The following is a 12,990-nucleotide window of genomic DNA, read 5'->3' as shown; positions in this document are numbered from 1 at the left end:
GCCAGGGCGTCATTTCACGGCGCCCATGGTCAGCCCCTGGACCAGCCAGCGCTTGACCAGCAGCCCGGCGATCGCCATCGGGCAGACCACGATGGTGCCGATCGCCAGCAGCTTGCCCCAGTCGATACCGGTCTGGGTCAGCAGCTGTGCCGCGGCGATGGGGATGGTCTGGGTGCTGGGCCCGGAGAAGGTCTGGGCGAAGGCGTAATCGTTCCAGGCAAAGATGAAGCACAGGATGGCGGTGGTCACCAGCCCGGGGGTCATCAGCGGCAGTACCACGTAGCGGAACGCCTGGAACTTGGTGGCACCATCGATCATCGCCGCCTCTTCCAGATCGGGCGGCAGGTCGTCGAAGAAGGCGGTCATCAGCCAGATGGCGAAGGGCAGGTTGAAGCTCAGATAGGCGACGATCAGGCCGACGTGGGTATCGAGCAGGTAGAGATAGCGGAACAGCAGGTACAGCGGCACGATCACCGCCGCGATCGGCGCCATGCGGGTACTGATGATCCAGAATGCCAGGTGCTGCTTGCCCTTGATCCGGATCCGCGACAGCCCGAAGCCCGCCATGCAGCCCAGGACCACGGCGATCAACGTCGAGGTGCCGGCGATCAGCAGGCTGTTCGTCAGATAGGGCCAGAGGCTGTTACCGCCGCTGAACAGCGAGACGTAGTGCTCCAGGGTGGGTGTGAAGAAGACCCGTGGCGTGTTGGCCGTGATGACACTGTTCGGCTTGAACGAGGAGAGCACCATCCACCCGATCGGCACCAGCGTCCACAGTAGCAACAGCGTCAGCAGGACGAGCTTGACGGTGAGGAAGAACCAGCGCTTGGGAGCGGTCATGAGCGCTTCTCCTGACGCTTGAGTAGCTTCATGAACGCATTGGCGACCAGGATCGAGAACGCCAGCATGGTGATACCCACGGCGGCGGCATAGCCCAGGTCGAAGAATCGAAAGGCGATGTCGTAGAGCCTGATGGGGATGATCTTGGTGGAGTCCGCCGGACCGCCGTTGGTGGTGATGAAGATGATCGCGAAGAAGCGGATCGCGTCCATGGCGCGGATCAGCAGTGCCACCAGCAGGATGTTGGAGATCGATGGCAGGATGATGTAGAGCAGTTTCTGGCCATACTTGGCGCCGTCCATTTCGGCCGCTTCCAGGATATCCTCGGGGACCGAGGCGAGGCCGGCGAGCACGATCAGCGCCACCAGCGGGGTCCACTCCCAGACGTCCATGAGGATGACCGCAACCATCGCCGAGCCGACGCTGCCGAGGATGTTGCCGTCGAACAGGCCGGTTTCATTGAGCAGCCAGGCATACAGGCCGTGGCTGGGGTCGAGCATGAAGCGCCCGAGCAGCCCGACGATCACCGGGGCGATGAACATCGGGATCAACAGCAGCGAGATGATGAGGTTGCTGCCTCGCCTCAGGCTGTAGACCAGCAGTGCCATCATCGTGCCGAGGATCATCTCCAGGCCCACCGTGGCCAGGAAGTAGAACAGGCTGATCAGCCAGCTGGAGCGGATGTCCGGGTCGGTGAACACCCGCTGCCAGTTATCGAGGCCCGAGAACTCGAAGGTCAGCCCGCCCATCAGGCTGACGTCGTTGAAGCTCATCCAGATGATCGAGAAGAACGGAACCAGCGTGATCAGGGCGAGCAGAAAAAGGGCTGGCGACATCATCGCCAGCTCGAATCCCTGTCGTCGCGCCGAGGGCTTTCCGGTCAGCAGCGCCATGCCTCACGCCCCCACGATGCGATCGATGCGCTGTTTGGCGCTCTGCATGGTTTCCTCGGGGGACATCTGCCCCGCCAGCATCTTGGAGAGTTCGGTAAAGATCACCGTGTCGACCTCGTTCCACTGGGGGATCTTGGGTCGCAGGCCGATGTGATCGTCTTGCCATGCGGTCAGCATGGTATCCGCGGTGAGCATGTTGGGCATGTCGGTGGGCGGTTTGCTGGCGGCCTTGACCTCCGGCATATCGTAGACCGACTGGCGGGTCGGGGTGCCGCCGCCGACCTGGCTTTTCAGCCCCATTAACTGGGTCTGCGGCGAGGTCGCCCAGACCAGGAACAGCCACGCTGCCTTCTGCTTCTCGGGCGAGGCGTTGGCGTTGATGCCGATGCCCGTGCCGCCCCACAGGTTGGCGCTGCGCGCCGGGCCCTTGGGCAGTGGGGCATAGCCGATCTTGCCCTTCAGGTCCGAACCTTCCAACGAGCCGGCGAATTCGTGCCACTCCGGCATCATCGCGAACTCGCCGTTCTGGAAGGCGTTGGCGACGCCGGTCCAGTCCCAGCTGGTGCTGCCGGGGTGGGCGACCTTGAGCAGTTTCTGGTAGAAGCGCGCCGCTTCCAGCGAGGCGTCGCTGGTCAACTGGCAGGCGCCGGGGGAGTCGGTGCCGTAAAGGCCGACCTGCTCGCCGTTGGCGAAGTAGCTACCGCCGTAGGCGAACAGCACGTTGGAGAAGTCGCACATCAGCGAATCGTACTGCTGGGCCTGATGGCCGGTGCCGTACTTGACCTCGCTGGCGTTGCCGTCACTGAACCACGCGGCGATCTGATAGTACTGTTCCCAGGTGGTGTCGTCCGTGGGCATCGGGTCGAAGCCGAGATCCTGCTGCATCTGGTCGCGGTACTTCTCGAACAGATCGCGGCGGTAGATCCAGATCATCGTCGGGCAGTCGTAGGGCAAGGCATACAGGGCATCCGCGTTCTCGAACCGGCCGGCGGCGGCCAGCTGCGAGGGAATGAAGTCCTCGATGCCCTTGGGGACGACCGGTTGCTGGCCGTCCTTGATGAACTTATTGAGATCCACCAGGCCGCGATGGTAGGGCGCCAGCACCTGGTAGGGGTCGGCATAGATCACGTCGAAGGCGCTGCGGCCGGCGCCGAAGTCCAGCGCGACCTTCTGGACCAGGGCGCCCAGCTGCATCTCGGTGATGTTGACGGTGATCCCGGTGAGCGCCTTGAACGACGCCAGGTTGGCGGCGATCGCCGTCGTCGGCGGGGTGTTCTCGGAGATGAACTGGATAGTGGTGCCGCTGGCCTGTTTCCAGGCTTCGTCGCTGGCCATCCCCTGGGCAAGGGCCGTGCGCAGCGCGCCGGCGCCCATCAGCGACAGGCCGGCGAGCCCGCCCATTCCCTTCAATATGTCGCGACGCTTGAACTGGGTCATTGTTGTTTGCCTCTGGTGGATTGCGTGCTGGTATTAGGTGTCATTCAGGTATCGAGCGTGATCTGCAACTTGACGTCATCAGGTCGTGCGCTCGCGGCGCGTTCGAACGCGGCGATGCTCTGCTCGAAATCGAAGGTCTCGCTGATCAGCGGCTCGAGATCGACCTTGCCCGAGGCGATCAAGTCGATCGCCCGGTCATAGACATTGGCGTAGCGGAACACCGTCTCGATGCGCAGCTCCTTGGCCTGGGCCGAGACGATATCGAAGGTGACCGGCTCCACCGGCATGCCGACCAGCACGATCGTGCCGGCGGGTCGGGCACAGGCCAGCACGTCGTCATAGACCCGGGGGCTGCCACTGGCTTCGAACACCACGTCGGCGCCCCACTCCTCGCCGCAGCGCCGGTCGACGGCTTCGCGCAGCGACTCCCGCGAGACGTTGACGGGGGTAATGCCGGCGTAGCGCCCGGCGATCGCCAGCTTCTCCTCGACCAGATCGGAGACCAGCACCTCGCTGGCGCCCCCCGCCAGTGCCGCCAGCGCGACCATCAGGCCGATCGGCCCGGCGCCGGTGACGACGCAGACGTCGCCCGGCTGCATGCGCGCCTTGACCACCGCCTGCATGCCGATGGCGAACGGCTCGATCATCGCCCCCTCGGCGAAGGAGACCGAATCGGGCAGCGCGAAGGTGAAGGCTGCCGGATGAATGACCTCGGGGGTCAGGCAGCCATGCACCGGCGGCGTGGCCCAGAAGCGCACGCTGGGGTCGACGTTGTAGACGCCCAGCCTGGCGGCACGCGAGGTGAGATCGGGGATGCCGGGCTCCATGCACACCCGCGTGCCTACCCGCAGGTGGTTGACGTTGCCGCCGACCTCGGTGACCACGCCGGACGCTTCATGACCGAGCACCATCGGCTCTCGAACCACGAAAGGGCCAATCCGGCCATGGGTGTAGTAGTGCACGTCGCTGCCGCATATCCCGACGGTATGTATGCGGACGCGAACATCGTCGGGCCCGAGTCGGTCCGGCAGATCTATCTCGCGTAGCGACAGCTCGCGTTGCTTTTCCAGCACCAGGGCTCTGGCTTTCATGGCGCGTTTCCCGGGAGATATTGGCATGGGTCGAGAGGCGGTCGATGCGCGACCACACCCTCGCTATCGGCGTGGCAATGAACCTACGCCCCGCGCCGGAAAAGCGGCTAGGCTGTAATTTTCGAGGCAGTGATACTTTTTTGCAGACTTTACCGGGTCAATTTACAACCCGTTGTTTTGTATCGATATTCATGGGGATAAGAAAAAATATTCTGCTTATCCAATAGGCTTGGCAGGACCAAAGTCTACCCTGATACCAAGGTATAAAAGCCCACTGTTTCGCTCTATTCCAGGATATATAGTGGCTCTGGAAAGGAGGACCGGTGCAGTCGCTTTTCGGGTAGAGCCTAGACCTCATCCAGGCCCGATGGACCTGATATAAAGAGGCTCCGATAACTCATGATCGCTGCGCAGCTCAACGATACTCGTCTTGGTGCGCCTGTCTTCGAAAGCGTCACCCAGGACCCGAAATTCAGCTTCTACTGGCACTGCCATGATTTTCCCGCGCCCATTGCCCGCTGGAATTATCATCCAGAGTACGAGCTGCATCTCATCCGTTACTCGGAGGGGCATGCGTTCGTGGGCGATTACATTGGCCGCTTCGGACCCGGCAACCTGGTACTGGTAGGGCCGAACATTCCTCACGCCTGGTTCAGCGACCCCGACGAGGCAAGGCCGGTCATCGAGGGGCGCGATGTCGTGCTCCAGTTCAAGGGCGAATGGCTGGAGCACATGATGGAGCTCTGCCCGGAGCTCAACTGCCTGTCGACGCTGATCGAGGACTCGGCTCTGGGTGTGGAGTTCGAAGGGGAGGAAGCGGCGCGCTGCAGCGAGTTGCTGATCACCATGGGCGAGCAGGACAATGCCGGCAGGCTGCTCAGCATGCTGGCGATTCTGCGTAGCCTGTCGCAGAGCGATTATCGAACGCTCTCCGGGCGTGGCTATGGCCCCGGTGCCAGCGGTGTCTCCTCGGCGCAGGTCGATGCGGTACTGCGCTATATCCACGACCATTCCCACGAAGAGTTGCGCATGTCGAGACTGGCCGAGCGGTACGGCATGACTCCCTCCACGTTTTCACGCTTCTTCAAGCACGCCACCGGCGACACCTTCGTGGCTTTCCTCAGACGTATTCGTATCGGCCACGCCTGCCGACTACTGCTGGAGGGTGAACACTCCGTTGCCGATATCTGCTTCCAGGTCGGCTACAACAATCTCTCCAATTTCAATCGCCACTTCCGCGAGCAGAAGGGCATGACGCCACGCCAATACCAGCATCAGACGGCCGACCTGGAGCGGCATGTCACGATCTATCCCCTACCATGAAAAATGGGGCAGCTCGGTACACGGAGCGGGAAAGCCCTCCTTGCCGAGGCGTCTTTGAGCTCCCCGTTCCAGAAGTCAAAACCACTACCACCCTCGACTATTGGCGTAGAACCGCCCGATATTGACCGCGATCGGCTACCCTTGCTCCCCTGGCTTGCCGCCGTGCAGCAATATCTTTCGATTTCCAAGGATGGTTCTCTTGTCGACTTCCGCGATGCCCCGCCGGAGCGTGCTGACTCTCGTCGCACTGCTGCTGGTAGCGATCAATCTCCGCCCGGCCCTGACCAGCGTCTCGCCGGTGCTCGGCAGCATTGCCGAGGCGCTCGCGCTCTCTCCCAGCTGGCAGGGCATCCTGACCACCCTGCCGGTGCTGTTTCTGGGTCTGGCGGCGCCACTGGCGCCCAAACTGGTGCGTCGCATCGGCCCGGAACGCAGCGTGTTCGCCGCGCTTCTGGTATTGGCGGTGGCGCTGCTGGCGCGGCCCTATGTCGTTACAACGGTCGGCTCGGCGGGGCTGTTCCTGGGTACGGCGGTGGCCGGAAGCTGCATCGGCATCATCGGGGTGTTGCTGCCGGGCATCGTCAAGCGGGACTTCCCCCGCCGCGTCAGCATCATGACCGGCCTCTACACCGTGGCGCTCAATCTCGGCGCCTCCGCTGCCGCGGGCACCACCGAGCCGCTGCGTCAGCAGCTCGGCGGCATCTGGCAGGGTGCTTCTCAAGGGGTGTCTCATGGCTCCTGGCAGGGCGCGCTGGCGTTCTGGCTGCTGCCGGCGGTGATCGCTGCCCTGTTCTGGCTGCCGCAGCTCAAGGGCACCAAACCCGTTCGCGTACCCGTCCGTCGGGGTGCGCGCCTGCGTCACGATCCGCTGGCGTGGCAGGTATCGCTGTTCATGGGGCTGCAGTCGTCGCTGGCGTACATCGTGTTCGGCTGGCTGCCGACGATCCTGCAGGATCGCGGGCTGACGGCGGTCGCCGCAGGGCTGGCGCTATCGGTGTCGATCCTGCTGCAGGTGATCACGGCGATCCTGGCGCCGTGGATCGGCAGCCGCATGCGCGATCAGCGGGCGGTACTGGTCGGGGTGATGGCGCTCACCCTGGTCGGCCTGCTGGGCTGTCTCTATGCGCCGATCGGTAGCGTATGGCTGTGGATCGTGATCCTGGGGTTGGGCCAGGGCGGCACCTTCAGCATGGCGTTGACCCTGTTGGCGCTGCGCGCGCCGGACGCCATCACCGCGGCCAGCCTCTCGGCGATGGCCCAGGGCATCGGCTATACCCTGGCGGCAATGGGGCCGTTGCTGGTCGGCGTGCTGCACGACTGGAGCGGTGGCTGGAACGTGGTGGGCATTCTGGTGAGCGCGATTGCGCTGGGCGCCCTGGTCATGGCGCTGGGTGCCGGCCGCGATCGCCAGGTGGCCTCGACCCAGGGTGTGGATTGACGACGTGGGCTGACGGCGCAAAGCGGACACGCCGACGAACCGGGCCGCCGGAATCGGTTACCCTAGAGACGAGACCCACGACCCAGGAGATTCGCATGCCCGCCAGAGCCATCAGCCTCGAGCAGCAACAGCAGTTGATCGAGATCGTGCGCGACGCCGCCAAGACCGAGATCCTGCCTCGTTTTCGCAACCTCTCCGAAGAGGCGATCCGCGCGAAGAGCGCGCCGGACGATCTGGTCACCGATGCCGACCAGGGGGCGGAGCGGATGATGACGGCGGCGATTCGCGAGCTGCTGCCGGAGGCGACGGTGATCGGCGAGGAGGCGGTGGCCGACGGCAGCGCCAATCTCGACGATATCGCCGGCGCCGAACTGGCGCTGATCATCGACCCGGTCGACGGCACCTGGAACTTCGCCCGCGGGCTCAACCAGTTTGGCGTGATCCTGGCTGCCACCAGCTTCGGCGAGACGATCTTCGGGCTGCTCTACGACCCCATGGCGGACGACTGGATCGTCGCGCGCCACGGCGAGGGAGCCTGGTTTGGCCGCCCCGACGGCACCCAGCGCCGGCTGCAGGTGTCGGATACCGACAAGTTCGACGAGATGGTCGGCTCGACCTCGATCCGGCTGTTCCCCAAGCCGCAGCAGTATCAGCTGGCGGCGACCTTCCCCGACTTCCAGCGCATGATGGCGTTCGGCTGCGCCTGCCACGAGTACCGCACCATGGCGTTCGGCTTCGTCGACTTCATGCTCACCGGCAAGCTGATGCCGTGGGATCACGCCGCCGGGCTGATGATCCACGCCGAAGCCGGTGGCTATTCGGCGCTGCTCGATGGCACGCCCTACCGGCCGACGATTCATCAGGGCACGGTGCTGGCCGCCAGCTCGCGGGCGCATTGGGAGCAGCTGCGCGAGAAGTTCAGCTTTCTGGTCTGAACACGCTCCAGGCGTTTTCAACGACGAAGACCGGCGCCGAGAAGGCGCCGGTCTTCTTGCTTTGATCGAAACGGACCCATCGTCGACAACGTCTAGCTGTCGATAAAGACCCGCGGCCGATCAAAAAATGATCACCTAGGCCGGATCAGGGAATGATCTTCTCGGCGCGCAGGCGATCGAACAGGTCGAAGAAGGCGCTGCGCGTCTCGCGGAAGTGGTCGAAGCCGAAGTCCCGCGACTTGGTGGTGTCGTTGACGCACTCCTGGTCGCGGCCGAGATCGGCATCGGTGTGCCACCAGGAGGCGAGCTTGGCGACGTCCGGCTCGACCAGATCGTGCTTGGCGGCGATCTCGCGCCAGATCGATTCGGCACCGGCCATCTGCTTCTCCAGCGGCTGCATCGTCTCCGGATCGTCCGAGGCTTCGGGCCCCTGACTGTCTAGACCAAAATACTCACCGATCTCGCGCCACATCCGGCGCCAGCGGAACACGTCTCCGTTGACGGTGTTGAAGGCCTGATTGGCCGCGCCCGGCGTGGTCGCCGCCCACGCCATCTGACGTGCCAGCACCAGCGCATCGGTCATGTCGGTCAGCGCGTTCCACTGGGTCTGAGAGCCGGGGAAGACGAACGGCCGCCCGGTCTCGCGGCAGATCGAAGCGTAGACCGCCAGCGTCGTGCCCATGTTCATGGCGTTGCCACGGGCATAACCGATCACGGTGTGCGGGCGATGCACGTTCCAGGCAAAACCCTGGCGCTCGGCGGCCTCGAACAGCACGTCTTCCAGCGCGTAGTAGAAGTTATCGCCGGGGACGCGTGGCTCGGATTCGCGGAACGGCGTCTCGATCCGCCCGCTGCCGTAGGCCTCGAACGACCCCAGATACTGCTTGGTGCCAGTGACCAGCGAGGCATGCGCGAGCGGCGCCGCTTCGAGCGCGGCGAACAGGTTGCGCATCATCTGACTGTTGGCCTCGACATTGGCGCGCTCGTTGTCGCGACGAATCCAGGTGCAGTAGAAGACGTGGGTGATCGGCAGGCCGGCCAGCGCCTGCTCGGTGGCGGGCTTGTCCAGCAGGTCCGCGGCGACGGGAATCACGCCGCTCTGCTCGGTGGCACGACGTGACAGGCCGTAGACGGTCCAGCCGCTGGCGACCAGATAAGACGCCAGATTGCCGCCGGTGATGCCGGTGGCGCCGACGACGAGTGCAGTTCCTTTACGCATGGTCGATGACCTCCTTTCCAGTCAGGGAATCGAATCAGGAAGATCCGGCGGCGCGCCGGATCGATGAACGCAGTCTGGTAGCGCCTGATCGTTGCTACAATCGAAAGCATCGCAAATCTTTATTGCATGAGGCGCAACTTGATGACGGGCAGACCGACAACGCGGCAGGCGCTGGCTCTCGACGCGCTGGACCTCAACGCCCTGCGCGTCTTCGAGCGCGTCGCCGCGACCGGCAGCTTCACCGCCGCCGCTCGGCATTTTCACCGCGCGGTCTCCTCGGTCTCGCGTCAGATTCGCGGGCTGGAAGAGGCGCTCGGCCAGCCGCTGCTCTACCGGCACACCCGCGCCGTCGCGCTCACCGACGCGGGCTGGCGCTACTACGAGGAGATCCGCGAGATTCTGGAGCGGCTCGATCTCGCCACGGAGGCGCTGGCCTACCCCGACGCCGACCCCAGCGGCGTGCTGCGCATCAATGCCCCCGTCGCCTTCGGCCAGCGCCAGATCGTGCCGCTGCTGCATGCTTTCCAGCGCCAACATTCAGGCATCACCGCCGAACTGCAGCTGAGCGACCAGGTCGTCGACCCGGTGCGCGAGGGCCAGGACATCACCTTTCGGGTCGGCGACCTGGCCGACTCCTCGCTGGTGGCGCGCCGCCTGGCACCGATGAACTACGTGGTGGCCGCCGCACCGAGCTATCTCGAAGCGCACGGTGAACCCCGGACCCCCGAGGCGCTGGCCGATCACAACTGCCTGCTCTACCAGGGCGAGATGGGCCGCCAGCGCTGGTATTTTCAGGCGCCGGACCAGAGCGGCTCGACCCCGTTTGAGGTCAGCGGCAACCTCTACAGCAACGATGCCGAAAGCCTGCTGCGCGCCGCCCTGCTGGGGCAGGGGCTGGTGCTGTTTCCCACCTGGCTGATCGGCGACGCGCTTGCACGCGGGGAACTGGTGCCGCTGCTGGAGGCGTGGCGCGGCGAGGTGATGCCGGGTCGCCGCGATATCCACGTGCTGACCACCGAACGCCGCCTGCGCACGCGCAAGGTGCGCGCCTTTCTCGACTATCTACGCGAATCGCTGGGGCCACGGCCGGCATGGGACCGGTGGCATGAAGGCATAGGCGGCCTCTCGAACGACCATAGATAAAGCTAATTAGCGATTGAATCGTGCGCGATCTATCTTGGCGGCATGACGACACCCGATGACACCGACAACGCCCTGGCGCTCGAATCGCAGCTCTGCTTCGCGATCTATTCGACGCAATTGGCGATGAACAAGCTCTACCGCGCCCTGCTGAGCGAGCTCGACCTGACCTACCCCCAGTATCTGACCCTGCTGGTGCTATGGCAGCGGGATCGGCAGACGGTGTCGGAGATCGGCGAACACCTGTATCTGGATTCGGCCACGCTGACGCCACTGCTGAAGCGCCTGGCAGCGGCCGGGCTGGTGACGCGCCAGCGCTCGCGCCAGGATGAACGCCAGGTGGAGATCGCCTTGACCGCCAAGGGCCGTGCGCTGCGGGAGCGGGCCAAGTCGGTCCCGCATGCCGCCGGCTGCGCGGGCCAGTGCACGCCCGAAGAAGCCGCCGAACTGCGCGATGCTCTGCATGGGCTGCGTCGGCGACTCGACACTCAGTGAAGCGTTTGCCCGATTGGCGCAGACCCTTTTTATCCCAATAGATCGTGCACGATTCAATTGCTGACGATCTTTAACCCGAAGGAGCAGTTCCATGTCACTCGATAAAGTCCTCTACCGCGCCGAAGCCACCGTCACTGGCGGCCGCGACGGCCGTGCCACCGCCGCCGACGGTGCCATCGACCTCAAGCTGTCGACCCCCAAGGAGCTGGGCGGCGCCGGCGGTGACGGCACCAACCCCGAGCAGCTGTTCGCCGCTGGCTACTCCGCCTGCTTCATCGGCGCGCTCAAGCTGGTGGCATCGCAAGAGAAAGCCAAGCTGCCTGAAGACACCCGGATCCAGGGTGAAGTCGGCATCGGCCCCAAGGGTGACGGCTTCGGCATCGAAGCCACGCTGACGGTGAAGCTGCCGGGCATGGCGCGCGAGCAGGCCGAAGCGCTGGTGGAGAAGGCCCATCAGGTCTGCCCCTACTCCAACGCCACCCGCGGCAATATCGACGTGACGCTCAACGTCGAGGTCTGAGCCGGTGTCGGCAGCGCCGACGCTCGCCTCACACGGGTGCGCCCATCCCGGCGCCCCGCCCCCTTGGCAAAGGGGGCGGGGCGTCGTGCTTTGGTCGTAACGACCCCTACCGCCGCTTTTTAGCAATCCATAAAAACTCGTAAAATCAGAATCTTACAGGATCATGCAAAAACGCGATGCGGACATAGCAACAACGCAATAGTCTCGCGCCGTCGCCGCTGACTACCGTGTCGACTCCAACCACCAAGGGATTCGATCATGGTCGCGTTTCTCATCGCCATGGCGGTAACGGCTTTCGCCGGCACGCTGGTCATCAAGAAATACCAACCACAGACCGTGCTGCTGCTGGCCGGCCTGGCCCTGTTCGTCGCCACGGCGCTGTTCTTCCCCGCCCAGTCGATCCTGTTCAAGGAGACCCAGACCAGCGGCTGGGCCGGCTTCGATATCTTCGAGTTCATCCACCAGATCATGTCCTACCGCCTGGCCGGGCTGGGGCTGATCATCATGGCCGCTGGCGGCTTCGCCAAGTACATGGACCATATCGGCGCCACTCAGGCGATGGTCAATATCGGCACCCGGCCGCTGGCCCGGATGCGTGCGCCCTACCTGGTGCTGGCGCTCGGCTATGCGGTGGGCCAGGTGCTCAATATCTTCATCCCCAGCGCGGCGGGGCTGGCCATGCTGCTGCTGGTCACGCTCTATCCCACCCTGGTGCGCCTCGGCGTCAGCAAGGCCTCCGCCGCCGCGATGATCGGCATGACCTCGGTGCTCGACCTGGGGCCGGCCTCCGGCACCGCCAACCTGGCGGCGCATACCGCCAACATGGATGTGGCGATCTACTTCGCCCAGTACCAGATCCCGGCGTCGCTGTTCATCGTGCCGGTGATCTGCGTGCTGACCTATGTCAGCGCCAAGTATTTCGATCGTCGCAGCGGCCACGTGGTCGACCCCGATCCGACCGCCCATGCCATCGCCGATGGCGAGACGCAGGCCCAGCGCGTGCCCGGCTTCTACGCGCTGCTGCCGATCCTGCCGCTGACGCTGATCCTGGTCTTCAGCAAGCTGCTGATCCATCAGATCGAGATCGGCGTGGTGACGGCGATGATCATCGGTGCGGTGCTGGGCCTGTTCTGCGAGATGGTGCGCAAGCGTCGCGAGCTGCAGGCGGTGTTCAAGGGCTTCATGACCTTCTTCCAGGGCATGGGCCAGATGTTCTCCTCGATCATCTCGCTGATCATCTGTGCCGAGTTCTTCGCCGCCGGACTCACCGCCATCGGCGCCATCGACTTCATGATCGGCGCCGCCCAGGGTGCGGGCTTCGGCCTGTTCGGGATGACCCTGGTCACCTGTCTGCTGGTGGCGGTGACCGCGATTCTCACCGGCTCCGGCAACGCGGCGTTCTTCTCCTTCGCCGGCCTGGCGCCCAACGTCGCTGCCGCCACGGCTGCCGGCCCGGTAGCACTGCTGCTGCCGCTGCAGTTCACCGCCGGGATCGCGCGCTCGTTGTCGCCGGTTTCCGGGGTGATCATCGCCGTCAGCGAGGCCGCCGGCTGCTCGCCCATCGATATCGTCAAGCGCACCGCGATTCCGCTGATCGGCGGCCTGGTGGTGCTGTTCGTCTATACCGCGCTGTTCGTCGGCGTCAATTGATTCCCGATC

12 protein-coding genes are annotated in these 12,990 nt (G+C 64.5%); 7 read left to right on the top strand and 5 right to left on the bottom strand.

Features of this window, described 5'->3' with window-relative positions; genetic code table 11:
• Positions 1–9: 9 nt before the first annotated feature.
• The 4 genes from AAGT95_RS06395 to AAGT95_RS06380 are packed head-to-tail and all read right to left on the bottom strand — an operon-like array spanning position 10 to position 4,261.
• Positions 10–840 (bottom strand): carbohydrate ABC transporter permease, encoded by an 831-nt coding sequence (locus AAGT95_RS06395; RefSeq protein ID WP_110601878.1) that lies wholly within the window; start codon positions 838–840, stop codon positions 10–12.
• Entirely contained in the window at positions 837–1,733 is an 897-nt protein-coding gene (locus AAGT95_RS06390; protein ID WP_342595928.1) for a sugar ABC transporter permease, read from the bottom strand. The genes AAGT95_RS06395 and AAGT95_RS06390 overlap by 4 nt, the downstream gene beginning before the upstream one ends.
• Before the next feature lie 3 nt (positions 1,734–1,736).
• Positions 1,737–3,170 (bottom strand): sugar ABC transporter substrate-binding protein, encoded by a 1,434-nt coding sequence (locus AAGT95_RS06385; RefSeq protein ID WP_342595927.1) that lies wholly within the window; start codon positions 3,168–3,170, stop codon positions 1,737–1,739.
• Between the two features lie 44 nt (positions 3,171–3,214).
• The gene (locus AAGT95_RS06380; protein ID WP_342595926.1) at positions 3,215–4,261 is read right to left on the bottom strand and encodes an NAD(P)-dependent alcohol dehydrogenase; all 1,047 of its coding nucleotides are present in this window, start codon (positions 4,259–4,261) and stop codon (positions 3,215–3,217) included.
• A gap of 399 nt (positions 4,262–4,660) precedes the next feature.
• Between AAGT95_RS06380 and AAGT95_RS06375 the strand changes: the two genes are divergently transcribed.
• The 3 genes from AAGT95_RS06375 to AAGT95_RS06365 all read left to right on the top strand — a co-directional run bounded on the left by AAGT95_RS06375 (position 4,661) and on the right by AAGT95_RS06365 (position 7,957).
• On the top strand, positions 4,661–5,584 hold the full coding sequence (locus AAGT95_RS06375) for an AraC family transcriptional regulator (protein WP_342595925.1): 924 nt from the start codon (positions 4,661–4,663) through the stop codon (positions 5,582–5,584).
• Between the two features lie 190 nt (positions 5,585–5,774).
• A complete protein-coding gene (locus AAGT95_RS06370; protein WP_342595924.1) occupies positions 5,775–7,022 on the top strand; it encodes an MFS transporter in 1,248 nt (415 codons plus the stop codon).
• A 95-nt stretch (positions 7,023–7,117) separates the two neighbouring features.
• The gene (locus AAGT95_RS06365) at positions 7,118–7,957 is read left to right on the top strand and encodes an inositol monophosphatase (protein WP_342595923.1); all 840 of its coding nucleotides are present in this window, start codon (positions 7,118–7,120) and stop codon (positions 7,955–7,957) included.
• A 145-nt stretch (positions 7,958–8,102) separates the two neighbouring features.
• Here AAGT95_RS06365 and AAGT95_RS06360 read toward each other — a convergent pair whose 3' ends face one another.
• A complete protein-coding gene (locus AAGT95_RS06360) occupies positions 8,103–9,176 on the bottom strand; it encodes an SDR family oxidoreductase (protein WP_342595922.1) in 1,074 nt (357 codons plus the stop codon).
• Positions 9,177–9,362: 186 nt separating this feature from the next.
• Here AAGT95_RS06360 and AAGT95_RS06355 point away from each other — a divergent pair, with 186 nt between their 5' ends.
• The 4 genes from AAGT95_RS06355 to dcuC all read left to right on the top strand — a co-directional run bounded on the left by AAGT95_RS06355 (position 9,363) and on the right by dcuC (position 12,981).
• A complete protein-coding gene (locus tag AAGT95_RS06355; RefSeq protein WP_342596520.1) occupies positions 9,363–10,319 on the top strand; it encodes a LysR family transcriptional regulator in 957 nt (318 codons plus the stop codon).
• A 42-nt stretch (positions 10,320–10,361) separates the two neighbouring features.
• Positions 10,362–10,811: a MarR family transcriptional regulator gene (locus AAGT95_RS06350; protein ID WP_342595921.1), complete on the top strand. Its 450-nt coding sequence runs from the start codon at positions 10,362–10,364 to the stop codon at positions 10,809–10,811.
• 91 nt (positions 10,812–10,902) lie between these two features.
• Positions 10,903–11,331, top strand: coding sequence for an organic hydroperoxide resistance protein (locus tag AAGT95_RS06345; RefSeq protein WP_342595920.1), 429 nt, complete (start codon positions 10,903–10,905; stop codon positions 11,329–11,331).
• A gap of 258 nt (positions 11,332–11,589) precedes the next feature.
• A complete protein-coding gene (dcuC, locus tag AAGT95_RS06340) occupies positions 11,590–12,981 on the top strand; it encodes a C4-dicarboxylate transporter DcuC (RefSeq protein WP_342595919.1) in 1,392 nt (463 codons plus the stop codon).
• Positions 12,982–12,990 lie beyond the last annotated feature (9 nt).

The organism is Salinicola lusitanus, from assembly GCF_038648475.1.
Taxonomy (GTDB): Bacteria; Pseudomonadota; Gammaproteobacteria; order Pseudomonadales; family Halomonadaceae; genus Salinicola; species Salinicola lusitanus.
This window is presented reverse-complemented; position numbering and strand designations above follow the sequence as displayed.